This window comes from Enterobacter sp. 22466 (assembly GCF_052044775.1).
Lineage (GTDB): Bacteria > Pseudomonadota > Gammaproteobacteria > Enterobacterales > Enterobacteriaceae > Enterobacter > Enterobacter dissolvens.
This window is the reverse complement of sequence record NZ_JBQENX010000001.1, coordinates 1005316-1031669: the sequence shown is the minus strand read 5'-3', so window position 1 is coordinate 1031669 and position 26354 is coordinate 1005316. Positions and strand designations below refer to the sequence as shown.

26 protein-coding genes and 2 pseudogenes are annotated in these 26354 nt (G+C 48.4%); 12 read left to right on the top strand and 16 right to left on the bottom strand.

The window, feature by feature from the left end; genetic code table 11:
* Window positions 1-43: 43 nt before the first annotated feature.
* The 3 genes from ACTJJI_RS04985 to ACTJJI_RS04975 form a co-directional block, all read right to left on the bottom strand.
* Complete coding sequence (locus tag ACTJJI_RS04985) at window positions 44-2041, bottom strand: BCCT family transporter (RefSeq protein ID WP_440653292.1); 1998 nt, start codon at window positions 2039-2041, stop codon at window positions 44-46.
* A 133-nt stretch (window positions 2042-2174) separates the two neighbouring features.
* A complete protein-coding gene (locus ACTJJI_RS04980; RefSeq protein WP_440653290.1) occupies window positions 2175-2810 on the bottom strand; it encodes a response regulator transcription factor in 636 nt (211 codons plus the stop codon).
* Window positions 2811-3139: 329 nt separating this feature from the next.
* Window positions 3140-4204, bottom strand: a complete 1065-nt coding sequence (locus ACTJJI_RS04975) for a GlxA family transcriptional regulator (RefSeq protein ID WP_440653543.1) — start codon at window positions 4202-4204, stop codon at window positions 3140-3142.
* A 71-nt stretch (window positions 4205-4275) separates the two neighbouring features.
* Here ACTJJI_RS04975 and ACTJJI_RS04970 point away from each other — a divergent pair, with 71 nt between their 5' ends.
* From ACTJJI_RS04970 to ACTJJI_RS04960, 3 genes and pseudogenes are all read left to right on the top strand, one after another.
* On the top strand, window positions 4276-5055 hold the full coding sequence (locus ACTJJI_RS04970; protein ID WP_440653288.1) for an alpha/beta hydrolase: 780 nt from the start codon (window positions 4276-4278) through the stop codon (window positions 5053-5055).
* 25 nt (window positions 5056-5080) lie between these two features.
* Window positions 5081-5716 (top strand): annotated as a pseudogene (locus ACTJJI_RS04965) (FMN-dependent NADH-azoreductase).
* Window positions 5717-5719: 3 nt separating this feature from the next.
* Entirely contained in the window at window positions 5720-6028 is a 309-nt protein-coding gene (locus tag ACTJJI_RS04960; RefSeq protein ID WP_014831483.1) for a YciI family protein, read from the top strand.
* 151 nt (window positions 6029-6179) lie between these two features.
* On the opposite strand, the gene ACTJJI_RS04955 is transcribed toward ACTJJI_RS04960, so the two are convergent.
* Complete coding sequence (locus ACTJJI_RS04955) at window positions 6180-7481, bottom strand: oligosaccharide flippase family protein (protein WP_440653285.1); 1302 nt, start codon at window positions 7479-7481, stop codon at window positions 6180-6182.
* Window positions 7482-8046: 565 nt separating this feature from the next.
* Between ACTJJI_RS04955 and ACTJJI_RS04950 the strand changes: the two genes are divergently transcribed.
* Complete coding sequence (locus ACTJJI_RS04950; RefSeq protein WP_014831481.1) at window positions 8047-8646, top strand: helix-turn-helix domain-containing protein; 600 nt, start codon at window positions 8047-8049, stop codon at window positions 8644-8646.
* 142 nt (window positions 8647-8788) lie between these two features.
* Here the strand turns inward: ACTJJI_RS04950 and ACTJJI_RS04945 are convergent, their stop codons facing one another.
* The 3 genes from ACTJJI_RS04945 to icd form a co-directional block, all read right to left on the bottom strand.
* On the bottom strand, window positions 8789-9325 hold the full coding sequence (locus ACTJJI_RS04945) for a helix-turn-helix transcriptional regulator (protein WP_050859540.1): 537 nt from the start codon (window positions 9323-9325) through the stop codon (window positions 8789-8791).
* Between the two features lie 17 nt (window positions 9326-9342).
* Complete coding sequence (locus ACTJJI_RS04940; RefSeq protein ID WP_440653283.1) at window positions 9343-9825, bottom strand: hypothetical protein; 483 nt, start codon at window positions 9823-9825, stop codon at window positions 9343-9345.
* A 397-nt stretch (window positions 9826-10222) separates the two neighbouring features.
* On the bottom strand, window positions 10223-11473 hold the full coding sequence (gene icd / locus ACTJJI_RS04935; protein WP_440653281.1) for an NADP-dependent isocitrate dehydrogenase: 1251 nt from the start codon (window positions 11471-11473) through the stop codon (window positions 10223-10225).
* Between the two features lie 117 nt (window positions 11474-11590).
* On the opposite strand from icd, the gene rluE reads away from it, so the two are divergent.
* The 7 genes from rluE to ACTJJI_RS04900 all read left to right on the top strand — a co-directional run bounded on the left by rluE (window position 11591) and on the right by ACTJJI_RS04900 (window position 19213).
* Entirely contained in the window at window positions 11591-12244 is a 654-nt protein-coding gene (gene rluE / locus ACTJJI_RS04930; protein WP_014831478.1) for a 23S rRNA pseudouridine(2457) synthase RluE, read from the top strand.
* 9 nt (window positions 12245-12253) lie between these two features.
* Entirely contained in the window at window positions 12254-12727 is a 474-nt protein-coding gene (locus tag ACTJJI_RS04925; protein WP_050861093.1) for an NUDIX hydrolase, read from the top strand.
* A 40-nt stretch (window positions 12728-12767) separates the two neighbouring features.
* Window positions 12768-13880, top strand: a complete 1113-nt coding sequence (gene mnmA, locus ACTJJI_RS04920; RefSeq protein WP_014831476.1) for a tRNA 2-thiouridine(34) synthase MnmA — start codon at window positions 12768-12770, stop codon at window positions 13878-13880.
* 27 nt (window positions 13881-13907) lie between these two features.
* Window positions 13908-14537 carry a high frequency lysogenization protein HflD gene (hflD, locus tag ACTJJI_RS04915; protein ID WP_014169611.1) on the top strand — a complete coding sequence of 210 codons (630 nt, stop codon included), beginning with the start codon at window positions 13908-13910 and terminating at the stop codon, window positions 14535-14537.
* Between the two features lie 19 nt (window positions 14538-14556).
* On the top strand, window positions 14557-15927 hold the full coding sequence (purB, locus tag ACTJJI_RS04910) for an adenylosuccinate lyase (RefSeq protein ID WP_014831475.1): 1371 nt from the start codon (window positions 14557-14559) through the stop codon (window positions 15925-15927).
* 573 nt (window positions 15928-16500) lie between these two features.
* Window positions 16501-17082, top strand: coding sequence for a BRO-N domain-containing protein (locus ACTJJI_RS04905; RefSeq protein WP_440653278.1), 582 nt, complete (start codon window positions 16501-16503; stop codon window positions 17080-17082).
* A gap of 598 nt (window positions 17083-17680) precedes the next feature.
* Window positions 17681-19213: a flagellin N-terminal helical domain-containing protein gene (locus ACTJJI_RS04900; protein ID WP_440653276.1), complete on the top strand. Its 1533-nt coding sequence runs from the start codon at window positions 17681-17683 to the stop codon at window positions 19211-19213.
* Between the two features lie 27 nt (window positions 19214-19240).
* Here the strand turns inward: ACTJJI_RS04900 and ACTJJI_RS04895 are convergent.
* Window positions 19241-19414 (bottom strand): annotated as a pseudogene (locus ACTJJI_RS04895) (helix-turn-helix domain-containing protein); the annotation flags it as partial.
* Between the two features lie 281 nt (window positions 19415-19695).
* Between ACTJJI_RS04895 and ACTJJI_RS04890 the strand changes: the two are divergent.
* Window positions 19696-20088 carry a DUF1090 domain-containing protein gene (locus ACTJJI_RS04890; protein ID WP_440653274.1) on the top strand — a complete coding sequence of 131 codons (393 nt, stop codon included), beginning with the start codon at window positions 19696-19698 and terminating at the stop codon, window positions 20086-20088.
* A gap of 424 nt (window positions 20089-20512) precedes the next feature.
* On the opposite strand, the gene ACTJJI_RS04885 is transcribed toward ACTJJI_RS04890, so the two are convergent.
* From ACTJJI_RS04885 to ACTJJI_RS04850, 8 genes are read right to left on the bottom strand one after another with little or no spacing between them, the layout of a single operon-like run.
* On the bottom strand, window positions 20513-20935 hold the full coding sequence (locus ACTJJI_RS04885; RefSeq protein ID WP_440653272.1) for a tail fiber assembly protein: 423 nt from the start codon (window positions 20933-20935) through the stop codon (window positions 20513-20515).
* 1 nt (window position 20936) lies between these two features.
* Complete coding sequence (locus ACTJJI_RS04880) at window positions 20937-22739, bottom strand: phage tail protein (RefSeq protein ID WP_440653270.1); 1803 nt, start codon at window positions 22737-22739, stop codon at window positions 20937-20939.
* Window positions 22740-22741: 2 nt separating this feature from the next.
* Window positions 22742-23296: a phage tail protein I gene (locus ACTJJI_RS04875; protein ID WP_440653268.1), complete on the bottom strand. Its 555-nt coding sequence runs from the start codon at window positions 23294-23296 to the stop codon at window positions 22742-22744.
* Complete coding sequence (locus ACTJJI_RS04870; RefSeq protein ID WP_440653266.1) at window positions 23286-24203, bottom strand: baseplate assembly protein; 918 nt, start codon at window positions 24201-24203, stop codon at window positions 23286-23288. Before ACTJJI_RS04870 ends, ACTJJI_RS04875 begins: the two co-directional genes overlap by 11 nt.
* The gene (locus tag ACTJJI_RS04865; RefSeq protein WP_440653264.1) at window positions 24187-24540 is read right to left on the bottom strand and encodes a GPW/gp25 family protein; all 354 of its coding nucleotides are present in this window, start codon (window positions 24538-24540) and stop codon (window positions 24187-24189) included. The genes ACTJJI_RS04870 and ACTJJI_RS04865 overlap by 17 nt, the downstream gene beginning before the upstream one ends.
* Before the next feature lie 38 nt (window positions 24541-24578).
* Entirely contained in the window at window positions 24579-25697 is a 1119-nt protein-coding gene (locus ACTJJI_RS04860; protein ID WP_440653262.1) for a contractile injection system protein, VgrG/Pvc8 family, read from the bottom strand.
* A gap of 1 nt (window position 25698) precedes the next feature.
* Entirely contained in the window at window positions 25699-25914 is a 216-nt protein-coding gene (locus ACTJJI_RS04855) for a tail protein X (RefSeq protein WP_440653260.1), read from the bottom strand.
* Window positions 25889-26350: a phage tail protein gene (locus tag ACTJJI_RS04850; RefSeq protein ID WP_410374698.1), complete on the bottom strand. Its 462-nt coding sequence runs from the start codon at window positions 26348-26350 to the stop codon at window positions 25889-25891. Before ACTJJI_RS04850 ends, ACTJJI_RS04855 begins: the two co-directional genes overlap by 26 nt.
* Window positions 26351-26354 lie beyond the last annotated feature (4 nt).

Here is a 26354-nt window from a genome sequence, read left to right as displayed (position 1 = left end):
TCAGTGGCAAAATAAATGCCGTCCCGGCAGACGGCATTTTGTATTAACGAACCAGGTGCAGGAAGTGGAGATGTTTTTCGTACTGGTCAAGTATGTCATTGATAAGCTGTTCCTGATTCCAGCCCATCACATCATAATTCTGACCGCCCTCTTTCAGATACACTTCTGCACGATAATAGCGGTGTTGCTCTGCCTGTTGCTCATCATTATCCATTGCGGCAAGAGCAAAAGTTGGCGAATTATAGCCGCGAAGCCTTACTTCATAAATAAAGTTCAGCTCATTGCCCAAATCAACCTCAAGCCGAAGACGATCGTCAGTCGCATCATTGATGTGACTCAGCGTCCCCTGCTTGTTCAGCTCTTCCTGAACCAACGTCATGGCAGGCTGGATAACGTCGTCCATAAAGCGTTTCACCAGAGAACGTTTCGGCAGATAGGCGATATTGCGCAACCTTCTCTGCCACGGAATAGGGTTACGTGCGGCGGTCGGCGCAATCGTCGCCATGCTCAGACTTTCACGTTTGGTCAAATCCCGACGCAGGGCTTTTAACAGTCCGTATATTGAGATCAATAAGATCACTGAGAAGGGTAATGCACTCGCAATTGTCACGGTTTGCAGCGCACTCAGTCCACCCGCAATCAGCAGTGCGATAGCCACAATCCCCATGAGCGAGGCCCAGAAAATTCGCTGCCAGACAGGCGTGTGAGCGACGCCACCCGATGCCAGCGTATCAACAACCATCGCCCCGGAGTCAGCCGAGGTGACAAAGAAGACAATGACCATCGCCATTGCAATAAATGACAACACTGAGGAAAACGGGAAATGTTCAAGGAAATTAAACAGGGCCAGCGCGACATCCTGCTGGACGGTATTTGCCAGGTCAGTTGCTCCCTGATTCATGATGAGATAAATGGCGCTGTTACCAAACACCGTCATCCACATGAGGGTAAAACCTGCGGGAACAAACAGCACGCCCGTAACAAACTCACGAATTGTCCTGCCACGGGATACGCGCGCGATGAACATACCGACAAATGGCGACCAGGAAAGCCACCATCCCCAATACAATAACGTCCAGCCACCAAGCCAGTTGCTTGATTTCGGTTCATAGGCGTAAAGGTTAAACGTTTTACTCACTAATTCCGAAAGATAACCGCCAGTATTTTCCACGAATGATTTCAGTAAAAGCACTGTTGGTCCAAGACATAACACGAGCGCCAGGAGCAAAACCGCCAGGCCCAGGTTGAGCTCAGACAGGATACGTATTCCTTTGTCCAGACCGGATACCACTGAAATCGTCGCTAACCCGGTGATCACTACAATCAGAATGACCTGCACCGTTTCATTAATGGGCACCCCGAAAAGATGGTTCAAACCAGCATTAACCTGCAAAACACCGTAACCGAGCGATGTCGCAACACCAAAGACAGTCCCTATCACGGCAAAAATATCGACTGCATGGCCGACAGGACCGTAGATGCGATCGCCAATGATGGGATAGAGTGCGGAACGAAGCGTTAAAGGCAGACCGTGACGGTAGCTGAAGAATGCCAGAATCAGCGCCACAATGGCATAGATGGCCCATGCATGCAGTCCCCAGTGAAAGAACGTCAGGCGCATGGCTTCTTTCGCTGCAGCAACGGTTTCAGGGGTGCCGACGGGTGGCGACAGGTAATGCATCACTGGTTCGGCAACGCCAAAGAACATCAGGCCGATGCCCATCCCTGCTGAAAAAAGCATCGCAAACCAGGAATGGTAGCTGAAGTCAGGCTGGGCATGGTCCGGCCCCAGCTTGATATCACCGTAACGAGAAAGACCGAGGAAAGTGACACTCAGTAAAATCAGGGCGACAGCAAGAATGTAGAACCAACTGGCATTCGTGAAGATCTGTTGCTGCAGGAGTTTGAATTTTTTGTCGGCCATCTCCGGAAATACTGCGGCAAAGGCGACAAGAAGGAAAATTAACAAAGCAGATGTAAAGAATACCGCTTTGTTAATCTGGCTTGTAGACTTCTTTGGGATAAGATCATTTCCACTCATAATTAATTTATTCCATTATCGTAGACCGCTTCAGATGAGAGGCGTTACCTCTCGTAGGGTAGCAAAAATCAACAGAACCTGGGGATAATAATCTGAATGAGTGTCGTTTAGACTTATGATGTTCTCCGCTTAATCAATAAAGCTTGCGGGGTGGGCAGCGGGATTTACCGATTTGCAAAGTTCCGGCAGCATGTACCAGATCCGCTAACGTACGTACCTGCATTTTATCCATCACCCTGCGTCGATGGACCTTCACCGTAATTTCTGTTATCCCCAGCTCTGAGGCGATTTGTTTATTTTGCAAGCCATTAATTGCCATCTCAAAAATCTGTTTCTCACGTCGTGTCAACGCCTGGTAATTTTTGCACAGTTCAAATAACCGTTGCTGTTCCAGAAAATGGTTTGTCGCGTCGATCAGTACCTCATTCACCACGCGCAAAAGTTGTTCAGGTTCGACCGGTTTGGTCAAAAAATCCCGGGCGCCTGCTTTCATTGCCCGAACGCAGGAAGGGATTGCGCTGCTCTTCGTCAGAATGAGTACCGGTATAGCGCATCCACGGGCTTTCAGTGCATCCATCACGCCAAAGCCATTCATACGAGAAAGGTTTAATTCAAGGATTAAGCATGAAGGGTGATCAACGATGGGAAAGGATAAAAATTCTTCGGCATTACTGAAGTCAAACGTCTGATAGCTCGCGGCGGTTAAGAACTGAACAACAAACGACCGGTATGCATCATCATCATCGATAACATAAATAACCTCTTCCATATCATTTTCTCCTGATTAAATCTTTCAGGGACATAATACGAACAGTTGCGTCCATTCCCAAAGTATTTATGACTGCTAACGTCATGCCGGATATCTTTTCCACATCGACAGCAGGTAAAACCAAACACGCCAACCATTCGTCAACCGTCAGGCTTATTGACCGCGAGTAGTATTAGGACAATCCGAAAAAACTGAACTTTCACAGCGTTCGCTTTCGAGTGGGAATCTGTCAGCGCCACACTTTTATATTCAGAGGACAACATGATATTGACGGATGGCCAGCCCATTCATCAGATCAATCACGCCGTTGATAAGCCAACAATAGCCGCTCATTCGCAGCCAGAATTTGAAGGGGTCGTTGTCAAAAGCCGCTTTCTGAAACTTCCGGGGGACATCCCCATCATGGTGCTAAAAGCGCGCCGGAAAGCAGTTTCATCGCTATATCCGCAAATATTTGCAATCTGTGAAATAGTTTTTCCCGGGCTTTCAAGAAGCACAGATGCAGTTTCAATACGAACCCGCGTAATGAAGTCTTTCGGACTTTCCTGGATGAGCGTTTTCATTTTACGGTTCAGCGTGCGGGTCGTCATATTCAGAGCTGCAGCAAGTTGCTTTACCGTCATTGCAGGGTTCTGATAACGAAGCAGACTCTCTGCTTTAGTCAGTAGAGGATGTCTTGAGTTGAGAAAACCTGCGGGCGCATAGATTTGCTGTGACAAAGGCTGGTTGTCAGCAACGGCCATGTCAGCTGTCAATTTTGCCAGCTCATTACCAGCATGTTTGCGTACGAGGTATATAACCAGATCGACCCATGAAAGCGGGCCGCCCGCGGTTATTACATTGTCCTGTTCGGCCAGGGTTTTTCCCCAAATGGGTTTTGCAAGTGGATAGCGTTCAGCGAAAGTTGGATATAACCACCACGTAGTGGTGCAGATCCGTCCGTTGAGTAAACCCGCCTCTCCCAGTACAAAACCGCCCGCACATGCTGAGGCAATACAGCTTCCCGCTGAATACTTAACTTTCAACCACTCGGCTGCACTCGATACAGCTGCTCTGTCAGCCGGAAATCTTTGCTCATCCAACTGCATACCGCTGGCAATGATCAGCTCGAAGTTGTCAGGTTCATTAAATGAGCCATCACTTTCAATGATTCGTCCCTGAACGTCCCTGACGGGCTGCCCATCCGCGGTAATCGTCCTGACGTCAAAAAATGGATTAGCCCTGGATATTTCAGGACTCACTGTAGGGTTTAGCCTGATCACCTGATTCGCCAGCCAAAACATATCAGCCAGCCCTGCCAGCGCCGAACGCATGTTGCCCGGAAGCGCAAGTAACGCAACTCGCATTTTAACCCCAGTGTCAAAGAATGTCTTATTTCGCATGTTACCTGTCATTAATGACACTTCATACCCCCCTGTCAGCATGATTACACTGCCTGAAACTGAGAAATACGGGAAATAGAGTTATGCGTAAGCAAAATTTAATGTCGGTCGCGCTGCGAAAAGGAGTATTTGCTTTGTGTCTTTTATTTATGAGCAACCCGCCGCTTATGGCACAGGATTCGGGTGTAAAAAATATCGTGCTGGTTCACGGTGCCTTTGGTGACGGATCGAACTGGTCAGCCGTCATCGCTCTCCTGCAGGACCGGGGCTACCACGTTACTGCTGTTCAGAATCCCCTGACATCCTTACGAGAGGATGTGGCTGCAACAAAGCGTGTACTTGAGCGTCAAAATGGTAACGTACTGCTCGTTGGCCATTCATGGGCAGGGGCGGTGATCACCCAGGCTGGTAATGCGAATAACGTAAAGGGGCTCGTCTATTTGTCCGCCCTTGTTCCGGACAGCAATCAGTCTGTTTCTGACGCACTTGCGCACTTCAATGCCCCCATGAAAGGTATGGAAGCCGATAAAAACGGCCTCATCTGGCTTGATAAGCCAGAGTTGTTTCATCAGGTTATGGCTAATGAGCTAAGCATGAAACAGAGCCTTCTGATTTCTGCGGTGCAACAGCCTATCGCCGCTGCCGCTTTTAACGAAAAAGTGAATGCGGCAGCCTGGAGAGAGAAACCCTCCTGGTATCTCATCACAGAAAACGACAACGCACTGAACCCGTTAGTACAGGCAAGTTTTGCCCATGAAGCAGGCGCACATATCACACGAATTCACTCAGATCATCTATCCATGATTTCTCATCCCAAAGAGGTTGCAGCACTGATTGAAAATGCTGCGCAGAGTATCCACTGACCCTTACACAACAGGACGATATGCAATGAAAATTCTCCATCTTGATTCAAGTATCAATTATGAATTTTCAGTAACCCGACAGTTGTCGGCTGAAACAGTGAAACAACTGATGGCAACCAGTCAGGGGAATCAACTGACTTACCGGGATCTTGTAAAAGACGAAATCAGCCATCTCACCGGGGAAATCGCTGCAGAATTCAGACCTGTTACCGGACGACCTGCAACTACAACTCGCCTGGACTCTGAGCGAGAATTATCAAATGCTCTGGTCTCTGAGTTTCTTGAAAGCGAGGTGATTGTTATCGGAGCGCCAATGTACAACTTTTCCGTTCCCAGCCAATTAAAAGCCTGGATGGACAGAATCGCGCAGCCAGGGAAAACCTTCAACTACACCCCAACAGGCCCTGTTGGTCTTGCAGGGGAAAAAAGAGTCATCATAGCCTCAGCCCGGGGTGGTTTTTATGCCGGTACGGCATTTGAAGAAATGGACTTTCAGGAGCAATTTCTGCGTAAGTTTCTGGGCTTCCTGGGCATCTCAAATGTTGTGTTTGTCCGGGCTTAAGGCGCATCTAAAGGGGAGGATGTAAAGCTCAGAGAACTATCCCGTGCTTTCTCTTTAATACCACAAGCCATTAATAACGTTTCTGCCGCTAAGGAATAAACCATGTTGCACGCCGTCACGCTGAGTTACCTGACACAACCTGATGCGATTTCTGATCATCTTGAAGCACATAAACAATGGCTGCTGAGGGGGTTTGATGAAGGAGCAATTCTTTTTGCCGGCCCGCTCAGCAATGGTACTGGCGGCTTCATTCTTTTTCAGGGGGATAACATCAGCGATATTCATAACTTTCTTCAGGATGACCCCTTTATAATTCATAACATTGCAGATGCAGAAGTAATGAGTATCGAGCCGGCGTTATGCGCGCCGGGATTCCCAAAAAAATGGGCGGAGAAAGCTCGTTTCATCTGACCATTACTCACTCTAAAGCGTCCTGAAACCTATGAAATGAGTCTGTTTCATGGTTTTCGAGGACGCTTTTATTTGTCATTGAACAGCGCACCATTAAAGATAAATCATAGAAGGCTTTTTTAATTTGACTCAGTTTTGAGGCTGCACTTAATTAGCTTCCATCTAATTTTTTCATTCCAAACACCCTCCGGAAACATACATAAATAATTTTAAACATCTCGATATGGACCAGTAATATAAATCCCTGCATAAACAAATAGTTGATAACTGTCAGAGAAAAAAATTCAGTAATGATAACCGCTGATGCAGCCCCCATCAATCCGAACCTGATAGACAAGAAATAAGAAAGGACCAGACTTAAAACCAATATAAATATAGTCTTCCATAATAAAAACCTATACCCAGAAAACTTAATTATTATTTTTGATGAAGCCATGCCAAGTGTAGATAATAATGTTGAGAAACATAACAAAATACAGGGTGCTATTGACTCCTTATAAGATTCCCCGTATAGATAGAGAATTGCGAAGTTTACTAAAAATGTAATCACCAACATTACTGGAATCGATAATAAAATAATATTTAAATGTAATCTAGCCCCTGCTCTAATTATTTTTTGATTATTTTTCTCTCGAAAAACAGACGGAAGACAAGAAGTCAACAACGATAATAAGATGAAACTCCAACTCGTTGCAATGCTTTGAGAAACTGAATAAATACCGACATCATGATTACCATATAAAAAAGAGATTATAAGCACATTCAACCTTGGATAGATTGATGAAATGATTGAAGGGATAACAAGAATGCTACCAGCATAACTCAGATGGAATAATCTTTTTTTTAGCACGTTATACTTAACTGTTACCATCCCTTTATATTGTTTTCTAAATACATATGATTTTAGAAAATAAGGAATAGCACTTATCATTATAAGAGGCAATCCAAAATAGATAATCGGCACTTTATATCTAACCATTAATGCTCTGGCTACTAAGCCGAAAATAAGTCCAACTACGTTTGCAATAGCATTAACTCTAGAGTTCAGCAGTGACTCATTAAAGCTTGTATAAGTATCAATAGTGTAAAAATAATACGCCGTACAGATTGACAGCACTAATGTCATACCTGTTAAATCCATTCTCACATTTAAAAACAGTATGCAAACGCTTGCAAAAAAGATAAATATTATACTTCTCAACATAAATATAGGCATCATTAATTGTATGCCGCTAATCAAATTTATGCTTATTCTTTTATAGAAAATACTATCGCTGCCAAACACCCCAATAACCTGAACAATTTGAAAAATAGCAGTTGCAATTGCTATTTGACCAATTACCACAGGCCCCAGGTATTTAGCCACCAAAGCATTTATAAAGAAAAGACCCACTACGCCGATTGTTTTTTCTGCAATCATCCACAAGAAATTCTTTTGAGTTTTGCTTAACACTTACTCAACCTCATATAAATATTTATTTCTCTTCATCATCTCTATAAAGTAAATCTATGAATTGAGTTACATCCATACTGTTTTTATTTGATCGAATAAAATAAAAAACAACTGCTATTAGTATCAATAAGGCTATACATAACAATAGAAATAACATATCGAGTCCCCGTTTTGATACTCAACCCAACTTAAAAATGAGATGATTCTTTAAGTGTTAAGCATCAATTTATATAGAATTAAAGAGTTGTTTTGAGCAATACCAATAAATAGTAAATAGTCGTATATCATTCCTATATAAAAATTAATCCCCACGTAAATCATTAACTCAAAAAATCACGCTCAAATAACATAAAGCCATCTTCGAATCGACTATTAATAATGATAGGTTGATAAAATTTTACGAGCTCAGCACTTACTTATTTTTGATGATCTGGTCTATAAAAATTAAATTATGTATAATTACACAAACACATATTTAAATTTAAACTTGCCATCTTCTAAAAAGGTTATATGATTACCTAACATCAAACTTTAAGAATGAAAATAGTAGCAGAGGCTTCACACCATGTTTAACCATATCTTAGAGATTGTTGAAGGATCTAACAAGTTTATGCGCATTTATGCGTCAAATGGACAACGAATAAACTTCACGCTTAATAATAAACCACACGTATACTTTCTCACAGAAGGAAGAGTAGACATTTATAGAAAAGCAGACGATATTTTAATTTTCACTGTATATGCGCCCTATATTTTAGGGATAATCTTTATGTTCGAAAAGGATGATTACCATTACTTTCGAGCTTCAACGGATGCAACTTTCACAGCAATTTCAACTGTGGAATTGGATTGTTTGGCTGATAGTAATAACTTGTGGAAACATTTTTTCTTAATGACTTGTGAAATCACTTTAAACTTTTTCAAAAGAGACCAAAGATTTTCATCAAAAAATGCCTACGATATTATAAAAAACAATTTAGAAGCCATATGGGAATTACCAGAGAATGAAAGATCTCAAATTTCAGTTTTCAAGTTCATTTTATCCAGAAGCTCAATTTCTCGTAGTTCCTTAAATAAAGTCTTAAAAGATTTGAATGATGGTGGATATATTAATATTCACAGAGGAAAGCTACTAAACATCAAAAACTTACCATTAAAATATTAATCATTTAGGAGGCAGAAATATCTTTCGCCATAATGGTGTTGTTTCTGATGCAATTCTTTTGTTTTCATTGATGCGATAATTAGCATAAAAACAATAAATTGAAAATGGAATCAATACCATTATCGATAAAATAGATATTATATTATACGTGTTCATACAACCCTTCTTTCGTTGCCAAAGCATACATATACAATTCATGCCTATTTTTCAAGTTTAATTTTTGCAAAATATTACGCCTATGAGAGCTGATTGTCTTTTTTGTTATATTAAGCATAATAGCAATTTTGTCATCTGTTGCTCCCTCCGAAAATAAAGTTAACAACAGGGTCTCTTTCGATGATAGTTTTTTAAAATAAAGCGCACTGTGAAGATAATCTTGGTTTGTTAAATCATTAAAACACTCTATATATTTCTCCAAATCATAATTACATGGCAAAATTAAAGTTTTTTCCGGTCTATATTTTGAAACTGCGTAACAATGTAAGAAATTATCTGTAATGATTATATCTTGAGTATGATACTTATGATAAAAAATAAGAGCTGGAAGCTTAGTGGTTTGCTCAACGTTATATGTATAAGATTCAAATACTTTAGAATCGTAAATGAGCTCCCTGATGCCGTAATATAAAAAATAGTTATCAGTAATAACATATATTCTTATTATTTTTTTTGATATCATTTCATTCACCTTGAAAGTCAGAGCAAATATCCTATCCCAATGATGAAAGTATCTATTCCTTTGTTATCAACAAGACCCAATTCATATCCTGTATTTAATTGAATATTGTCTGTTAAGTTGTAAAACAAACCAGCACCAAAAGCTGCCCCATAAATCTCATGACTTTGATCAGGTTTCATTTTTGAACCACAAGAAATACCAGCAAGCCCATATAAATTTATATCTTGTGTGATATTAATAGCAAGCCCAGGCATAATTGATGCATATTTGTTTTTCAAATAAGAGTCCCCGGAACCGCTGGTGTTCTGTATATAAGAACCTGATGCGACCAGTGCAAAATTACCCATATCGTGTTTAAACATCACATTCATGCCATGCATCTTTTCGGCCCCACTCTCTTTGCCTGCAGCATAGTTTATAGACATTGAATTACTGGCAGATACCGGCATGGTAAAAGCGCCAAAAAAAAGAAAAGAAGCTGCTAGATTAAATTTATGCATAGTTCCTCCAATAATTTCTCTTAAATATACAGAGATAAAATTGTGTTACCAGCATATAAATACACATGCAAAAGTTTTAATTGCACAACAAAATGTTTATTTTTATATATTGACTAAGGGTACTAACACGAACCAGTCATTCCTGGATAAAGGATTTTGAGGAAATGAAATTCGGAATTGTTTATTTTTGATAAGTGGGGAAGTGAAATGCGAATACAGTTTTTATATTTACAGTAGCGAATACACCCTGCCCTAAATTGTTGTGGCAGATGCAGAGAGAACAGGAAATAACATCTGCTTAAGAAAGGGTTTTGATAACTTATTGATAACAATACGAAAAATAATAATAAAAACGGGAACCAACTGGCTCCCGTTCTTTACTAACCCAGCGAGTGGATTACATATTCGCGATAATCGCGTCGCCAAACTCTGAACATTTCAGCAGTTTAGCGCCTTCCATCAGACGTTCGAAGTCATAAGTAACGGTTTTGGCGTTGATCGCGCCTTCCATACCTTTAACGATCAGGTCTGCGGCTTCGAACCATTCCATATGACGCAGCATCATTTCTGCGGACAGGATGATAGAGCCTGGGTTCACTTTGTCCTGACCTGCGTATTTTGGTGCAGTACCGTGGGTGGCTTCGAACAGGGCGCACTCGTCACCGATGTTCGCGCCTGGGGCGATACCGATACCGCCAACCTGTGCTGCCAGGGCGTCAGAGATGTAGTCACCGTTCAGGTTCATACAGGCGATCACGTCGTATTCCGCTGGACGCAGCAGGATCTGCTGCAGGAACGCATCGGCGATCACATCTTTAATGATGATCTCTTTGCCGGTGTTCGGGTTCTTGATCTTCTGCCATGGGCCGCCGTCGATCAGCTCACCGCCGAACTCTTCTTGCGCCAACTGGTAACCCCAGTCTTTGAACGCGCCTTCGGTGAACTTCATGATGTTGCCTTTGTGAACCAGGGTCACAGAGTCACGGTCGTTGGTGATCGCGTATTCAATTGCCGCGCGCACCAGACGTTTGGTCCCTTCTTCGGAGCACGGCTTGATGCCGATACCGCAATGCTCAGGGAAGCGAATTTTCTTCACGCCCATCTCTTCGCGCAGGAATTTAATCACTTTTTCTGCGTCAGCAGAGTCGGCTTTCCATTCGATACCCGCGTAGATGTCTTCTGAGTTTTCGCGGAAGATAACCATATCGGTCAGTTCAGGATGCTTAACCGGGCTTGGGGTGCCCTGATAGTAACGAACCGGACGCAGACACACGTACAGGTCCAGCTCCTGACGCAGTGCCACGTTCAGAGAACGGATACCGCCGCCAACTGGCGTCGTCAGTGGGCCTTTAATAGCAACGCGGTAGTCGCGGATCAGGTCCAGCGTTTCGGCTGGCAGCCAGACATCATGGCCATAAACTTGAGTAGATTTTTCACCGGTGTAAATTTCCATCCAGGAAATTTTACGCTCGCCTTTGTAGGCTTTCTCAACAGCGGCATCAACCACTTTCAGCATTGCCGGGGTAACGTCTACACCGATACCATCACCTTCGATGAATGGAATGATCGGATTGTGAGGAACGTTAATCTTGCCGTTTTGCAGGGTGATCTTTTTACCTTCCGCCGGAACAACTACTTTGCTTTCCATTAACCTCTCCTTCGAGCGCTTCTGGTTGTTACTGATCTTATGTTAATAAATTGTAATGAGCCCTTCGATAGTACCTGATTGTCCGACGCCATGAAAGGTCTTCGTTATTAGGCTATAATGCGGCAATTGATAACGCCTGAAAATACCATGAAGAAAACTTCTTTTACAAAACACCGGGTTGAGCGATTCAGCTCGCGACAAGCCGCCAGAAGACCGCAGGAAAGCCAGCCAAAGCGGGTCATTTTGTTCAATAAACCCTACGATGTTTTGCCGCAATTTACCGACGAAGCCGGGCGCAGCACGCTCAAGGATTACATCCCCGTTCAGGGTGTCTATGCCGCCGGTCGTCTGGATCGTGACAGCGAGGGGCTGCTGGTTTTAACCAACGATGGCGCCTTACAGGCGAAACTCACACAGCCGGGAAAACGTACCGGCAAAATTTACTACGTGCAGGTGGAAGGCGAGCCGGATGAAGCGGCGCTCGCGGCACTCCGCAACGGTGTGACGTTAAACGATGGCCCCACCCTGCCCGCAGGGATTGAACGCGTGAATGAACCGGAGTGGCTGTGGCCGCGCAACCCGCCCATTCGCGAGCGCAAATCTATTCCTACCAGCTGGCTCAAAATCACCCTTTATGAAGGCCGCAACCGACAGGTTCGGCGCATGACCGCCCACGTGGGCTTCCCTACCCTGCGCCTGATTCGCTATGCCATGGGCAGCTACACGCTGGATGCCCTGGCTAACGGTGAATGGCGGGACGTTGCCCCTTAAGGAGTCACTATGTTTAAACCTCATGTTACGGTCGCCTGTGTGGTTCATGCACAGGGGAAATTCCTGGTGGTGGAAGAGAGCATCAACGGTAAAGCATTGTGGAATCAACCTGCCGGGCATCTCGAAGCGAACGAGACGCTGCTGCAGGCCGCGAAGCGCGAGCTGTGGGAAGAGACGGGTATCCGTGCCGAACCGCAACATTTTATCCGCATGCACCAGTGGATTGCCCCCGACCACACGCCGTTCCTGCGATTTTTATTTGCCGTTGAGCTTAGCGAAACGTGCGCCACTGAACCGCACGATGACGATATCGATCGCTGCCTGTGGGTCAGCGCCGACGAGATCCTGAACGCGCCAAACCTGCGCTCACCGCTGGTTGCCGAAAGCATCCGCTGCTGGCAGTCAGGCGCACGCTTGCCGCTGGAGGTCATCGGAGAATTTAACTGGCCGTTTACAGAGGGTGTCAATGGTGGGGGGGCGTGATAGAATACGCCGCCTTGAAGTTCAATGTCGTGAGTATTCCATGTCAGATAACAGCCAGAAAAAAGTGATCGTCGGCATGTCCGGCGGTGTCGATTCCTCCGTTTCCGCCTACCTGTTGCAACAACAGGGCTATAAGGTGGAGGGCCTGTTCATGAAGAACTGGGAGGAAGATGATGGCGAAGAATATTGCACTGCCGCTGCGGATCTCGCCGATGCGCAGGCCGTGTGCGACAAGCTCGGCATTGAACTGCACACCGTTAACTTTGCCGCAGAATACTGGGATAACGTGTTTGAGCTTTTCCTGGAAGAGTACAAAGCGGGCCGTACCCCGAACCCGGATATTCTGTGCAACAAAGAGATCAAATTTAAAGCCTTCCTCGAATTCGCGGCGGAAGATCTGGGCGCAGACTATATTGCGACCGGTCACTACGTGCGTCGCGCCGATGTGAACGGCAAAAGCCAGCTGCTGCGCGGTCTGGACGGTAATAAAGATCAGAGCTATTTCCTTTATACGCTAAGCCATGAACAGATTGCACAAAGCCTGTTCCCGGTTGGCGAGCTGGAAAAGCCGGAAGTCCGTAAAATCGCTGAAGCGCTGGATCTGATCACCGCGAAGAAAAAAGACTCCACCGGTATCTGCTTTATTGGCGAGCGCAAATTCCGCGATTTCCTTGGTCGCTACCTGCCTGCGCAGCCGGGCAAAATTGTCACCGTCGATGGCGACGAAATTGGCCAGCATCAGGGGCTGATGTACCACACCCTCGGCCAGCGTAAAGGCCTGGGCATTGGCGGTACCAAAGACGGTAGCGAAGATCCGTGGTATGTGGTCGACAAAGATGTCGAAAACAATATTCTGATTGTCGCTCAGGGGCACGACCATCCGCGTCTGATGTCCGTTGGCCTTATCGCACAACAGTTGCACTGGGTCGATCGTGAACCACTCAAAGGTACCCTGCGCTGCACGGTAAAAACGCGCTACCGTCAGACGGACATCCCGTGCACCCTTACCGCGCTGGATGACGATCGCATTGACGTGCGTTTTGACGAGCCGGTTGCAGCCGTTACCCCGGGCCAGTCTGCCGTCTTCTACAGCGGTGAAATCTGCCTGGGCGGCGGGATCATTGAACAGCGCCTGCCGCTGACCGCTGTTTAACCCGATTGCACACATAAAGGAGACCGTGTGGCGAAGAACTATTATGACATCACCCTGGCCCTGGCAGGAATTTGCCAGTCAGCCCGTCTGGTGCAACAGCTGGCGCATCAGGGTCATTGCGACGCTGACGCGCTGCACGTTTCGCTCAATAGCGTTATCGATCTCAACCCCGGTTCAACCCTGGGTGTCTTCGGTGGCAGCGAAACCAATCTTCGTCTCGGTCTTGAAACCTTGCTTGGCGTGCTTAACGCCAGCAGCCGTCAGGGCTTAAATGCGGAGCTCACCCGCTATACGTTAAGCCTGATGGTGCTGGAACGTAAACTGAGTGCGGCAAAAGGCGCGCTGGATACGCTGGGCGACCGCATTGCCGGATTGCAGCGTCAGCTCGACCATTTTGATCTGCAGTCTGAAACGCTGCTGAGCGCCATGGCCGGTATTTATGTCGATGTTATCAGCCCACTCGGCCCACGCATTCAGGTCACCGGTTCACCTGCCGTACTGCAAAGCCCACAGGTTCAGGCAAAAGTGCGCGCCTCGCTGCTGGCCGGTATCCGTGCCGCCGTGCTGTGGCATCAGGTTGGCGGTGGCCGCCTGCAGTTAATGTTTTCTCGTAATCGCCTGACGACTCAGGCAAAACAAATTCTTGCTCATTGTTAACCTCCCGGAGTTGCGAATTATGGAATTATCCTCACTGACCGCCGTATCCCCTGTCGATGGACGCTACGGCGATAAAGTCAGCGCGCTGCGCGGGATCTTCAGCGAATATGGCTTGCTGAAGTTCCGTGTTCAGGTTGAAGTACGCTGGCTGCAAAAGCTGGCCGCCCAGGCAGCAATCAAGGAAGTTCCTGCTTTTGACGCCCAGGCAAACGATTACCTTGATAAAATCGTTGCTGACTTTAATGAAGAAGATGCTGCACGCATCAAGACCATTGAACGTACCACCAACCACGACGTAAAGGCGGTTGAGTACTTCCTGAAAGAGAAAGTGGCGAGCGTCCCTGCGCTGCATGCGGTGTCTGAATTCATTCACTTCGCCTGTACATCTGAAGACATCAATAACTTGTCTCACGCGCTGATGCTCTCCACCGCGCGCAAAGAGGTGGTTCTGCCTTACTGGCGTAAAATCATTGACGCGGTGAAAGCCTTGTCTGCGGAATACCGTGATATTCCTCTGCTCTCCCGTACTCACGGCCAGCCAGCCACCCCGTCCACAATGGGTAAAGAGATGGCTAACGTGGCGTACCGTATGGAGCGTCAGTACCGTCAGCTGGAGCAGGTTGAAATCCTGGGCAAAATTAACGGGGCGGTGGGCAACTACAACGCCCATATCGCCGCCTACCCGGAAGTGGACTGGCATCAGTTCAGTGAAGAGTTCGTAACCTCTCTGGGTATTCAGTGGAACCCGTACACCACTCAGATTGAGCCACACGACTATATCGCTGAGCTGTTTGACTGCATCGCTCGCTTCAACACCATCCTGATCGACTTCGATCGTGACGTGTGGGGTTATATCGCGCTCAACCACTTCAAACAAAAAACCATCGCCGGCGAAATCGGCTCTTCAACCATGCCGCACAAAGTGAACCCGATTGACTTCGAAAACTCCGAAGGCAACCTGGGTCTGGCCAACGCCGTACTGCAGCATATGGCGAGCAAACTGCCGGTTTCCCGCTGGCAGCGCGACCTGACCGACTCCACCGTTCTGCGTAACCTGGGCGTGGGTATTGGCTATGCGCTGATCGCCTATCAGTCGACCCTGAAAGGGGTGAGCAAACTGGAAGTGAACCGCGATCGTCTGCTGGACGAACTGGATCACAACTGGGAAGTGCTGGCCGAGCCGATCCAGACCGTGATGCGTCGTTATGGCATCGAAAAACCGTACGAAAAACTGAAAGAACTTACCCGCGGTAAACGTGTCGATGCGGAAGGTATGAAGCAGTTTATCGATAGCCTTGCATTGCCGGAAGCGGAGAAAACCCGCCTGAAAGAGATGACACCGGCGAATTACATTGGCCGTGCCATCACCATGGTCGACGAGCTGAAGTAATCCACTCCTCCCCCTTTTCGCCCGAAAAGGGGGCTGCTTTTTCCCCGGTTTACTCAATGTTTATCTCCACAACAACATAATCAGCGTTAGACTGTTTAGCGAAAAATACAACTAACATCAAAACAATAACTTATATATTTATCAGTAGCTTACAACAATTACAATGCAGACATTATCGGACAATATTGGTCGTTTTAACGCCCCAAATCATGCCCCCTGCTCAATTATGCCCCCAAATTTGCCCCCAAAATTGACACTTTTTTGTGGCATTTTTGCACTGGCATAGAGAACTTTTTTTACCGACGTTGACTTAAAAATGATTTTTTCTCATACTCACCTTGCACCAGCAAAATCTGGTGTCGGGATTGGCGTCCCGGAACAAGCAAAGCGCATAACCGCGCCAAGCGGTTTTTTTATGCGTTAAGCACGGCCACATTCGCATTATGGTGGGGCGTGCGGGGGCGGAGAGATCCGCGCCGGGTCTTTGCTGCCGGTTACGCCAACCCCGTACGTCTCACCACCTCAATGATTGGCGTCATACGTGGTGTTAACCTTTACAGCAAAGGAATATCCATGAATACCGAACTCACGTTTCGCAACCATACCTTCACTCCAGCCATCCGCGACAATAAACTTTGGCTCACTTCCTCACAGATCGCAGAAGCACTTGAGTACTGCAGCACAAAATCTATAAGTAATCTCTACAAACAAAATGAGGATGAATTCACGCCGGAAATGACTCAGGTCACTGATTCAGTGACCTCAGGAAATTATCGGAAAAAGGTCCGCGTTTTCTCTCTGAGAGGCGCACACCTGATCGCCATGTTTGCCAGAACGCCGGTCGCTAAAGAATTCCGTAGGTGGGTATTAGACATCCTCGAAAAAGAAGTTATGAAGCCAGCAACTCAGGCGAGGCAGGCTGATGCTCGTCAAAATTACGCAATAATCACCTATTTCGAAAATGGCCTGCCCGTGGCCTGCCACCCTCTTATGCCTGGCGAAGTAGTTATGAACCCAGATTCATGCTTGGAACATGTGATCCGTTCTGGCTATGTGGTAATGCCATGTGATGAAGCAGAAAAATTCACGCTCGGTGAGATACAGGAAATGATCGCCATAGCACGTCAGGCTCGTAATAAGTATATGCGGCCATAGTGCCCTGCAGCCGCCCGCTTGAGTATATAGCGGGTGGCGATGCTATCCGTTTGAAGAAAGATAAAGTTCTTATAATTCTTATGAAGAGCTCGCTGAAAGGAGAATGGATAATGCAGAAGTACAAGGAAAATGAATTTAAAAAAAAGCCTGTACCAACGCAGAGACAGGCAGGATAGAAGAAATGTTAGTTCACCATTGAAATCATTTGCAACTGACCAGTGATGTGCTTCGCGCATATTTTCGCACGTATATATAAACCTCCAACGACAGAGGTGCATACACTAACCAAAACATTGTCATATGTTTGAGTCAAATAGTCAACAGAATGACAAGCCGCCCATTCTTAGATATAGCTCCATTATTTCCTCCATTTTACCAAGTAGATATTAAAGCTGATTTCCGCCCCATAACCCCGCCACCAAAAGCAGAATATAGTATCAATATTGACGCCATTTCTTAAAATAGAAAATTCATCCCCATAATCCACAAAAAAAATTTTAGTAATTTCTCTCCCCCTCCGATTCCTAAGTTATGCGCAACATGAATCGCATAAACTCGTTAACTACATTCGAACGTTTATATTTATCAGGAGAATTATATGGCCCAGGTCATTAATACCAACGCACTGAGTCTGATGGCTCAAAACAACCTGAACAAATCTCAGAGTCAACTGGGCACCGCTATCCAGCGCCTCTCTTCCGGTATGCGTATTAACAGCGCAAAAGACGATGCAGCCGGTCTGGCAATCTCTAACCGCTTCACCTCCTCTATCCGCGGTATGACCCAGGCGGCGCGTAACGCCAACGACGGTATCTCCCTGGCGCAGACCACCGAAGGCGCGCTGGAAGAAGTGACCGAAAACATGCAGCGTATCCGCGAGCTGACCGTACAGGCGAAAAACGGCACTAACTCTGCAAGCGACCTCGACTCCATCAAGAAAGAGATCGGTACCCGTCTGGAAGAGATTCAGCGCGTAGCGGAAACCACCAACTTCAACGGCGTGAAAGTATTCGACGGTTCTAAAGAAAAAATCACTATTCAGATCGGTGATAAAGACGAAGATACCATCGATATCACCCTGAATAAGCTGGATATGGAAACGCTGGGTCTGGATAAATTTATGGATGATTTCGCCGATATCGGGATCACCATGAATGGTGCGGGTATTGCCAGCAGCAAGTATGACGGTGCAGCAGCGAAAAAGATTGCTGGTGAAGATACCGGTATTGAGACAGGCTCACCTGGCGGCACAGCTACAGATAAATGGAAAGTGGATGCTGCCGATATAACGGCGCTCAAGACTGCAATAGCAAATGGCGGTGCACCACTGACCAACGATCCCGAGATTTATATTAAGGATGATGAGGCTTTCGTCCTGAACAAAGATGATGGCAAGCTGTATAAAATCGACACTGATGCAGTTACCTGGGCTGATAATGGCGCTGGTGCATCAAAAATCGGTGCGGTGACTTTTGGCAACCTTCAAGAAATGAATGAAGAAGATACTGACATGCTGCTCAATGGTCCGAGCGATTTCACCACAGGCACGTCGACTCCTCTTGCAGCAGGCGCTACAGTTAAAAACACCGCTGGCGGGGATGTGACCCTCGACTCTGCCAAACTCGACGAAATCGCTACTGCCGCATTTGGTCAGGACGCTAAAGCGTCAGGCATGAAGATGATCATGATGAATGATGGCACAAGCGACCGTTACTTTGCTTACGGCGAAGATGCTAGCCATAATAAGATTTTAAAAGAAATTACTTTTGATGATGCTACTGGTAATGCAGCAGTTGCTGATGATGTTCGTCCTGCCGATTCCGACATTGTTATGAAGGAGTTTGGTGCAGCTGCGGCCGACGGCCTGCTGGCTAAGCTGGATGGCGCGATCACTCAGATTGCCGACTTCCGCGCCGACCTCGGTGCCGTTCAGAACCGCTTTAGCTCTATCATTGCCAACCTGAACACCAACATCATCAATACCACCGAAGCGCGCTCCCGTATTCAGGACGCTGACTTCTCCGTTGAAGTGTCCGCCATGAGCCGCGCCAACATCCTGCAGCAGGCAGGTGTGTCAGTACTGGCCCAGGCGAACCAGGTTCCGCAGAACGTCCTGTCCCTGCTGCGTTAATCTGGACAGAACCACCTTACATTGTGATTACGCGCGTGCCTCACGCGCGTTTTGCCCTCCTCCCCCGGAGGGCTTTTTTATTTCCTTAGGGAATTTTCTATAAAGCGTGCACACTGCCACATCGTATATGATCGCCACCAGCTACCTGTCCACGCCGCCCGCAATCTATCTACCAGCCTGAGCCCATTGCTCGGCCAACAAGTCGCCGGTTGAGCATCAAAGGACAAATAAACAGCCATATAACAGATAATTGCCATCGTTCTGTTTGTTCGACCTATCCATCTTTGTCAACATTAACTCTTATTGTTTATTGTTTATTGTTTATTGTTTATTGTTTATTGTTTATTGTTTATTGTTTATTGTTTATTGTTTATTGTTTATTGTTTATTGTTTATTGTTTTCTAAGGGATTTAAGGATTCGTTAAGAGTTTTCTGTAAAATTGTCTTTGCTCATAAGGATGAGCCAAAATTTTCAGGAGAATATGATGAAACACACTAAATTTCTGCTTGCTGGTATGCTGATAATGGCTCCTGCCTTTTCCACGCTGGCTGCGCCTCAGGCGGCAACCGGATGCGAAGCCAAGCGCCAGAATATTGAGCGGCAAATAGATTACGCCCGCACACACGGCAATAATCATCGCGTCGCTGGTCTGGAAAAAGCCCTTTCTGAAGTCATTGCTAACTGCACAGACGAAGGGTTACGCGCTGAACGTAAATCTGATGTGCTTAAAAAAGAACAAAAGGTTGAGGAACGCCGCCGGGAACTGTCCGAGGCTCAGGCTGATGGTCGTGCTGATAAAATTAGTAAAAAACAGCAGAAACTTGACGAGGCTCATGCTGAGCTTGATGAAGCCAAAAGCCAGCTAAATAAATAGTTACGCATTGATGACACAGACTGTAGCGCACGAAATTTTCTGAACTGTTTTGCACTCAGTTTTGGACTATGGTTCGACACGAATTAAGATGATTTTGGATCATTCCGGAATTGATTGCAAATGGTCAATAGCAGATAAAAGTAACCCCGATTTAAAATCGGGGTATGTTTGTTAGCTTGCCTCTGTGTCGAGTTTTAATTTCTCCGCTAGTCGATGTAGCCCATTTACCCCTAAAAATTCTTCCGCCCTTGTGGCGAACTCCTGCCAGTTCTCGCCAATAAACCAGGTCAAAACCTCGCGTTCAAGCTCTGTAAGTTCCACTAATACACCCCTTATCAAGTTAGGGGATAAGTGTTCTTTTAATATCCTCACCATTCAAATAGATACTACAGATCAATTATCGGTTATTGATCGTTAGCAACGATCAATCAGGCGCGACAGGCCATTCGATATCGGGCGCATGCCACGTATCGACCCGCATTAACAGCACGCGATACTCTCGCCATGCCAACAGGCAGGCCTCCTCTTCCTTTGTTGCCATGCCCAAATCAACCGCATCCTTCAATGGTGCAATGGCGTCGCTGGCGATACTCATAAGCGCCGCTTTCTGAGCTTCAGCTTCGGAAATAAGTTGCTCTTTAGTCGGGAGGGCCGGGTCAGCAAGAACCGGCTGCCCATATTCATTAACCGTCACAATCCTACCGAGAGATTGTCCATTGAGAAGATGCTGATACCATCGGTCTGATATTGCCGCTGCATCAGTTGGCCACGTTCCAGCAGCCATATAATCATTCTTGAGCGCATCATCATAAAATCCGTTTTCTGCTGCACTAAAATAAATAGTCATCTCAATACCCCGTAGCTATAAGCATGAACTTACCATTTGCATTCCACGCTTGGATAGTGCAACCCGTCTTTGAATAAGCTGTCACTGCATATGCTGAATCAGAATCATTTCCGTGCCCATTACCGTCATAAGAAATCACAGTGGCCACACATGCATTCGGAAATGCTGTTGGGAATGTAACCGCAACTGAAGCGTTATTCCCTACAGTAATGTTACTCATCGCAATAGTGATAACACCAGTCGATGCATCCTTGCTGTACATGGAGTTTGCGGTTTTTGACGCTGTATTAATTTGTGAGTAACGTGCATCACTTTCAGCTTTGGTATATGACGCCCCAGCTGCTGCGTAATTGCCTTTAGGCTGGAAACGTCCGTCGCTCTCTGTTTTGGTATATGCGCCTGTTTTTGCCATATAGCCATTATCAGATTCTGCTTTAGTATACGCGTCGCCTTTTTTCGCCAGCTCCACTACAGCATTGCTGGCCTTGTGACGCATGTAAGGCCTTGTAGCATCTCCGCTTGCAAATCCGGCATGAGTTGCACTGTCAGCTAACAGGTAGCGGGCGTCAAAGTTCGAAAAGTCTCCGGGAACAAACTGTCCACCTGTTGTAAGCTGCTTGCTGCCGCTCGCGTAGGAGAGAATATGATCTCCAGCGGTAGAATCTTCGTCAATACGAAAACCACTGCCATCGACTACGATGAAATATTTTTTCCCGGTGTCAGTTTCGGTTAACTGGATAATTGGAGCGGCGTGATAAATTTCTAAAGTCCCTGTTAGCCGACCGCCTCCAGTTGGCAGCGCCCCTACATCCCCGGCAGTGGGTTTATTCTTATCGGTATAAAAATATTGGTAACTCTTTGTTTGCCCACCATCCCAGCGAATCGCAATTTTATTTCCGGTGCCTGTTGGAATAATCAGATGTATGTCGTTCCTGTTTCCCCCTCCGTCCTGTTGTAATGTAACTGTGTGAGCGTACGGACCACCACCAACAGCATGCGTCCAGAAGCCTGAAGGTAATCCGGTTGGGATATTGTCATAGCTATCAGATGCAGCTACCGCTGTACGCGGCGCTACACTTCCCAACCCCATCCAGCCAACTACAGGAACACGGTTCGCTGTCGTATCTGTCATTGAGGTGACAACTTCTTTTTGCGCGGCCGTTTTTAATTCAAGGTGTTCTCTTGCTTTAGCCTTATCGGTAAGGTCGGACAGGTTGTTATTTTTCTGCAGTGCATTAACGATGCGCGTGTCATCCCCAGCAGCAACCGTACCGGCAGTTTTCCCCACATCCAGCACGGCCGCCCCTTTCAGCCCAATATTTTCCCGTGATTCAGCGGCATCCTTTACATCACCCAGATTTGCATCCTGGCGAAGGAACAGGCCATCCCCGGTAGCCACCTTCAGCTCAATATCTGCTGTCTCTGATACCGCAAGACGGTACTGCATCCGGATGCTGACGCTCTTCTCCGGCTTTTCGATGGCCGCACAGTTCGCCAGGGAGTAAAGCTCACCGGCCTCCGTCAGCAGCCCCACCTCACGCACCACAAAGCCCCCCACGTCTGCCGGCAGCACCAGCTGCGCGATAAACTGGTTTGCCTGGTCGGGCGAGACCTGCAGTGCAGATACCGCGCTGCGGTACACCTCATTCATCAGGGCCGTACGGACCGGATCGGGAATAACTGGCGCGCCGTTACCGTCCCCGACCACAAAATCGGTGATCACCACCGGCTTGCCTGTCGCCGCCGACTCCGCCTCGAGTTCCTTTCCCCGGTTGGTCAGGATGCTGTAATATTTTTCTGCCATCTTTATTCTCCTGCTGCTATATCAATATCTGCCCAGGCGGTCACTGCCCCGCCGGTGTAATACGTCCCTTTCGCGCCCAGATCGGCAATCACATCAATAGTGGTGAGCTGGCTGCGCAGATTCTTGGCTTTCTCCACCTGACGACGGATGCGCCGGTACAGCGCCTCATCAATGGCCTGGATGCTGTACACCACCACCCGGAAGGTGTACGGCGCCCGCCGTGGCTCATCCTCCCACCACTCCACCACCGTCGTGGGCAGGCTGACGGCGCTTAGCGACCGTCTCACCGCGCCGGCAGTCCCCCGGTGCTGATGGACATAGGCCGCATCCCGCAGCACCTGCCGTTTTTCCGCTTCGGTCCAGGCGTCTTCCCAGAAGTCCACCGCAAACTCCCAGGCCAGCCACGGCAGCAGGTGCGCCGGACAGGTGTCCGGATTTTTCATCTTCCGCACCATGTCTGCGTCCAGGATGAGGATCTGCTCCGTGGTGGCCTGCTCCTGCGCCCGCTCTGACGGGAAAGACGAGGGGGGAAGCAGGGACCGGAATTTATCCGCCATCGCTGCCTCCCGGACGCGTCACATTAATCGCACTGCACCAGGGGGCCTGCCCGGCTGCAGCCTCGATATCTGCCGCCGGGTTTATCAGGCGCACGCGGGACACCCCGGGCTGCTGGAGCGCAGCGTAAATGGCCGACACCGGCACCAGGGCGTTGATGCGGTGCGCGAGCTGCGTGTAACTTCTGAGCGTGTCGATGGCGTTATCCAGAACCGTCTGCACATCGGGTCCCTCGGGGATCTCCAGTTCGGCCGTCACGGTGTAGTCCTTAATCGTCGCGCTTTTTACGCTGACAAAATCCGTGAGCGGGCGGACGTCATCCACGCTCAGTCTGTTCATCACCGCCTCCTGCAGTATCAACCCCGCCTCACCGTTGCCGGTGCGCGCCAGCACATACACATCCACCTCGCCCGGGCGGTTATGGGTTTCCGGACCATACGCATCCGCGTCCAGCACCTCGCTGTCGGCGGACCGGGCGTGGTAGCGGTACGCATCCCGGGCGCCGGCGGTGTTCAGCTGTGCCCACGAAAGCTGGATGCGCTCCCGGTAGGCGTCGTCCGTTTCCATCACCCGGTCAACGGGCGGAACCGCCTCCGGATCCCCCGGATGGATCACCAGACGCGGGACGTTAAAATTGGCCCCCAGCTGATCAAGGTCTGCCCCCCGGGCACTGGCGAGGAAGACGGCCCGCACTGCATCGTTGACGCGCTGAAAGGCCAGCGTCAGCTGATAGGCACTGACCTCTCCCTGCTTGTACGCGGGGTCGGATTCCAGCAGGGCATCAAATTCTGGATCCAGTTCCCGCAGGCGGGCCAGCCAGCGGGAAAAAAGCGTGGCGGCGTCCGGAAGCACAATCGCATCCGGTACCGCCAGCGCCGAAATGTTAATCACGTCATAGCTGTTTGCCATAAATCGGTATGCCTCCGGTGCTGACAGGAAGATTGTTCTCTTTGTTAATCCCTTCGATATCCACCACACATCCCGTTTCATCAGCAGGGAAAGAAACGACAACGCGCGTGACCTTCAGCCGGGGTTCCCAGCGCGACAGCGCCGAGGCGGTCGCGGCGATAATGCGCAGCCTGGTCAGGTCGTCGCGGGGGTTGTCCACCAGCGAAAACAGGTCACTGCCATAATCACGAACCAGCACGCGGCTGCCGAGCGGCGTGGAGAGGATATCGCTGACCGACTGGCACAAATGGTCGCTACCGGACAGGCGTTTACCCGTCCGGCTGTTTACACCGTTCATAATGTTTTTCCGTATGAGGATCGCCAGGAGGCGGAGAGTTAACCGAAATAATCCGGGCCGGTTTTATCGGTGCTGCCGGATTTTTTAGAGGACTTCGCAGGCTTGCGAATATCAACCACCAGGTTGTACGTGTAGCTGAACCCGGCAGGCGTCAGGGAATAGACCAGTGATTCCACCACCCAGGCACGATCTTCCCGCTCGCCAAAACCTGACGTGGAAACGCCGGATTCTGCCGTAAGCGGGACATGTTTCGGGCGGCACGGCCCCGTCACCGTCATTTTCTGCTCATTGCGCCGGGCCTGCGTTTTTTTCGATTTGGCCTGCTGGTCAGCAGTGGCCTTTGCCGGCTGGGTATAGGGATTCGCCATCGAGGGACCGTCATGGTCAACCGTGGTGGTTTTGGTCTTGCCGTCCGCTTCATCGTAATAGCGAACCCCGATTTTTCCTGATGACTTACCGCTGCTGCCGGTCGCTTTCCCCGTCGAACTCCCCCGCTCTCCCTCACTGTATGACCAGTTTGAGACTTCCTCCGGAGTGATAACCAGTTCCCCGGTCTGTTCACCTGAAGCCTTAGCCGTTGCGCCCTGCCGTAGAAAAAGCCAGTACCCGCCGGAGGGTTTGCTGACGGCGTTCCACGTTCGGGCAAGACGAGTCAGCAGGTTGGCGTCGGACTCCGCCACCTGATCAACATGGTCAATATGGATATTCGCAAGCTCCGTGGCCACTTTGGGTACCAGACCGTTTTCGGTGGCCACAGTTTTAACCAGATCTGCCAGTCGCAGATTGTCCCAGCTTCGGGTCTTCTGGCTCAGCACATCACCGGGCTGTTTCTGCGCGTTCATGGGCGCAGCCGTGGCATAAATTTCCACGCGCCGTGGCGGACCGCTGCTGCCGACGCCGGATACCACGAACCAGCCCTTATCCACCAACTGGTCGTTGAAACCCAGCGCCACGCGTAGACGTGCGCCTTTTGTCGGCAAAGGGAGCGTTTCCGACAACAGCGTGATTTTCAGCTCATCCGCTTTTGCCGTGGCGCCGCCGTAATCGGTCAGCGTCAGCTCTGCCAGGCTTTGCTGCAGCGCGCGGGTGATATCCTGTCCCTCCGCGCTGACGCTGAAAGCGGGCGCATATTCAGGTTTAACACTCTGTTCGGTCATTTTAATCCCACAGACTGAACGTAGAATCCTCAACCGGCGGAGCCAGATCCGGCAGGGTGATAAACAGGCCTGACGGATAAACAGCACCGACATCGGCCAGCCCCGGATTCGCTTCGAGTACCTGCGTCACAATATAAGAAAGGTTTTCCGTGCCGTAATGCGCCGCGCAGACAGCATCCAGCACGTCACCGTCACGGGTTTGATATATCGTCTGCATAATGTTTCAGCGTCATCGTCCAGTTTTTATTACGGTGGCCGCCGCCAGGCAGGAATCGACTGGTCGTGTCGGAGAAGTCGATCACCACCCACCAGCCCAGCACATCCCCTTCGCCGCTGACCAGCTGCTGTGGCTTGTTCTGGTCTGCGAGATCGTAGAGATCGTTAACGGCATCCACCCCCTTACGGAAGAAGGCATGCGACTCCCCCTCAAGCCGGACGGTTCGCCCGGGCTTGCCGGTATACTGCAGCAGGTCCTGTTTGCCGATACGCTCCTGCTCGCTCCATCGCCAGCTGGCCTCGCGGGTCAGCTGGTTGTAAGCCGTGGTGTCGATGGAAAAGGCAAAATCGCCCAGCATCATCATCACCCGGGCAGCCTGTGCACCACGAACAGCGCTGGACCGGGACTGCCCGAAGTCTTCAAAGACCGGAATAATTTCA

Coding starts and splice junctions, on each gene's coding strand:
- ACTJJI_RS04985 (WP_440653292.1), bottom strand. CDS start 2,041: ATGAGTGGAAATGATCTTATCCCAAAGAAGTCTACAAGCCAGATTAAC.
- ACTJJI_RS04980 (WP_440653290.1), bottom strand. CDS start 2,810: ATGGAAGAGGTTATTTATGTTATCGATGATGATGATGCATACCGGTCG.
- ACTJJI_RS04975 (WP_440653543.1), bottom strand. CDS start 4,204: ATGACAGGTAACATGCGAAATAAGACATTCTTTGACACTGGGGTTAAA.
- ACTJJI_RS04970 (WP_440653288.1), top strand. CDS start 4,276: ATGCGTAAGCAAAATTTAATGTCGGTCGCGCTGCGAAAAGGAGTATTT.
- ACTJJI_RS04960 (WP_014831483.1), top strand. CDS start 5,720: ATGTTGCACGCCGTCACGCTGAGTTACCTGACACAACCTGATGCGATT.
- ACTJJI_RS04950 (WP_014831481.1), top strand. CDS start 8,047: ATGTTTAACCATATCTTAGAGATTGTTGAAGGATCTAACAAGTTTATG.
- ACTJJI_RS04945 (WP_050859540.1), bottom strand. CDS start 9,325: ATGATATCAAAAAAAATAATAAGAATATATGTTATTACTGATAACTAT.
- ACTJJI_RS04940 (WP_440653283.1), bottom strand. CDS start 9,825: ATGCATAAATTTAATCTAGCAGCTTCTTTTCTTTTTTTTGGCGCTTTT.
- icd (WP_440653281.1), bottom strand. CDS start 11,473: ATGGAAAGCAAAGTAGTTGTTCCGGCGGAAGGTAAAAAGATCACCCTG.
- rluE (WP_014831478.1), top strand. CDS start 11,591: ATGCGGCAATTGATAACGCCTGAAAATACCATGAAGAAAACTTCTTTT.
- ACTJJI_RS04925 (WP_050861093.1), top strand. CDS start 12,254: ATGTTTAAACCTCATGTTACGGTCGCCTGTGTGGTTCATGCACAGGGG.
- mnmA (WP_014831476.1), top strand. CDS start 12,768: ATGTCAGATAACAGCCAGAAAAAAGTGATCGTCGGCATGTCCGGCGGT.
- purB (WP_014831475.1), top strand. CDS start 14,557: ATGGAATTATCCTCACTGACCGCCGTATCCCCTGTCGATGGACGCTAC.
- ACTJJI_RS04905 (WP_440653278.1), top strand. CDS start 16,501: ATGAATACCGAACTCACGTTTCGCAACCATACCTTCACTCCAGCCATC.
- ACTJJI_RS04900 (WP_440653276.1), top strand. CDS start 17,681: ATGGCCCAGGTCATTAATACCAACGCACTGAGTCTGATGGCTCAAAAC.
- ACTJJI_RS04890 (WP_440653274.1), top strand. CDS start 19,696: ATGATGAAACACACTAAATTTCTGCTTGCTGGTATGCTGATAATGGCT.
- ACTJJI_RS04885 (WP_440653272.1), bottom strand. CDS start 20,935: ATGACTATTTATTTTAGTGCAGCAGAAAACGGATTTTATGATGATGCG.
- ACTJJI_RS04880 (WP_440653270.1), bottom strand. CDS start 22,739: ATGGCAGAAAAATATTACAGCATCCTGACCAACCGGGGAAAGGAACTC.
- ACTJJI_RS04875 (WP_440653268.1), bottom strand. CDS start 23,296: ATGGCGGATAAATTCCGGTCCCTGCTTCCCCCCTCGTCTTTCCCGTCA.
- ACTJJI_RS04870 (WP_440653266.1), bottom strand. CDS start 24,203: ATGGCAAACAGCTATGACGTGATTAACATTTCGGCGCTGGCGGTACCG.
- ACTJJI_RS04865 (WP_440653264.1), bottom strand. CDS start 24,540: ATGAACGGTGTAAACAGCCGGACGGGTAAACGCCTGTCCGGTAGCGAC.
- ACTJJI_RS04860 (WP_440653262.1), bottom strand. CDS start 25,697: ATGACCGAACAGAGTGTTAAACCTGAATATGCGCCCGCTTTCAGCGTC.
- ACTJJI_RS04855 (WP_440653260.1), bottom strand. CDS start 25,914: ATGCAGACGATATATCAAACCCGTGACGGTGACGTGCTGGATGCTGTC.